Raw genomic sequence first — 2470 nt, forward strand, 5'->3', positions numbered from 1 at the left:
GCCAAATAGTACATCAACTTCATCATCTACATTTTTGGCAATGTCAACAAGTTCATCTGTAGCACCAGATCCGTCCGCTGCTGATGAAGAGGGGTTGTGAGCTAAAACGATAATCGTTTCAACGCCCTTTGCTTTTAATTCCGCCGCGTATTTATTAATTGCTTCAGTTTCATCTGTAAATCTCACATCTTTAACTGCACTTGGAATCACGATACTTGGCGTATCGGACAAAGCAATCCCAATGAATCCAATCGGTACTCCATTTACCTCTTCAATGTGATATGGCTGCAGTATATTTTTGTTTGTAGCTGCATCAACTAGGTTAGCAGCAATATAAGGGAAGTCGGCACCTTCAAATACACCATACTTTTCAACTGTTTTCGGGTGGCTGCCTCCATTGATCAGGCGCATCATTTCATCTACACCCTCATCAAATTCATGGTTTCCAACTGTACCAACATCAAAGCCAAGTTTATTTAAGATGGCAATTGTGGGTTCATCCTGCAATAACGCTGACACAGGTGAACTTGCCCCAACAGCATCCCCAGCATGTACCATCAATGTGTTAGGGTTTTGGGCTTCACGCTGCTTCAAATAGGCTGCAAGATATTCAATTCCACCAGCATTGATTTTTGAATTGTACGTATCAAGCTGTCCGTGGAAGTCATTGATTCCTAAAAGCTGCAGTTCGAAAGGCTTAGTAACTGGCAGTTTTATAGAATACTTGCCAAAATTGTTTTCGCTTGGTCCAACGTATTCAATGTTGCTGCCCTCATCAATAGCACTTACTGCTTCCATAGCAGAATCGAAAGTAACGTTTACATCATTCAATACTGAAGAGAATTTCCAGTTTCCATCAGCAGAAGGATCAATTGTTCCAACTTCACGGATATAATCGATGATTGCCTGACGATTTTCATCTGGGTACATTTCTACAGCTGACTTATTTCTCACACCAGGGAAGTTTCCACTTGCACGATAGTTGTTAGTAACAACCAGGAATTCCTGATCCAGATTGATCGGTTCACCATTATACTGTAAATTCTTGATACGGTTAGCATCAGCATTTTTAATGTTGCCATCCATATCATATTTTGCCGGTTCAGTTACATCGATTTCGTAAGTCACGCCATCAATGACATCATAGTTGTAAGTAGGGAAAGCATTATTAACGATATTTTGCTCTCCACTAACCGACTCATTAATTTGGTTGAACTGTCCTGCAGACATTTCAAGCCATTCCTTTACGTCTGCTCCCTTAATTTTGATTGTTGAAACTGTGTTTGGATAAAGGTAAAGGTCTGCAACGTTTTTAATTGCAATCGTTCCTTCAGGTACATACGTATAGTAACTAGCGCCATTTCTTCCGCCAGCTTTAAACGGTGCCCCTGCAGAAAGGATTGGCAGGTTTTCGTCAGGTGTTCCTTTTACCTGCTTTTCTACATACCATTTCTGTGCATTCGTAACGATTTGGATTGATGGATCATCCTGTACCAATGCAAAATAGCTGTGAATGTCAGCTGTTGTTGTTCCAACAGGCTGACGGACATAGTCAACAGTTCCTTGGTGTTCATCTTTAACAGCTTTTAAAATAGCAGGATCTGCATCTGCCAAGCTCTTCTTAGTCGCTTTATCATAAATCGCTCTTAATTGAGATTTTGAACTTTTGACATTCCATTTGCCCTTTTCCTTGGCAATCGTCAAGTCCATGACACCTAGCTGGTTACCCCAGTTACCTGGCATAACAACAGGCACACCATTGATTGTTCCATTTTCTTGGTCTACACCTGGAAGACCAACGAATGCACCTGGGAAATTCAAATGGTTATGGCCTGAAATGATAGCATCGATTCCTTCAACCTTTGTCAGGTCGTATGCTGCGTTTTCTTCCATTTCAACGACCTTTTCGTCGCCAATTCCCGAGTGTGCAAGCGCGATAATAATGTCAGCGCCCTCTTCCTTCATTTTAGGAATTTGTGCCTCTACTGACTTAACTATATCTTTCGTAATAACTTTTCCATCAAGATTTGCTTTGTCCCACTGGACGATTTGTGGCGTTACAGCGCCAACTACACCGATCTTAATAACCTGTGTTTTGCCGCTTTCATCCGTAACTTTCTTGTTAAACACTTTATATGGTTTAAAGTAGTTTTCATCATTATCTGGATTATCATCGCCGTCATATTTGAATACGTTCGCATTCACATATGGCATTGGCGCGTCATCAAGAACCTCATCAAGGTAATCTAAACCATAGTTAAATTCATGGTTACCAACTGTGGCTCCATCATAATCCAATAGTTTCATAGCCTTAAATACAGGGTGTAATTCCCCGTCTTCAAGCTTGTCCACTTTTGCCTTATAATCCCCAAGCGGATTTCCTTGTATTAAGTCCCCATTATCAAAAAGGAGATTATTCTTTCCTGCCTCTTCTTCTCTTGCCTTTTTTATCAATGTAGCTGTTTTAGCT

1 protein-coding gene is annotated in these 2470 nt (G+C 40.8%); it reads right to left on the reverse strand.

The features are described from left to right. Positions 1 to 2470, reverse strand: a 2470-nt coding sequence (locus tag WB217_RS09270; RefSeq protein ID WP_423992767.1) for a bifunctional 2',3'-cyclic-nucleotide 2'-phosphodiesterase/3'-nucleotidase, incomplete at both ends; no start/stop codon positions are given.

It is taken from the genome of Mesobacillus sp. (genome assembly GCF_049588175.1).
Taxonomy (GTDB): Bacteria; Bacillota; Bacilli; order Bacillales; family Cytobacillaceae; genus Mesobacillus.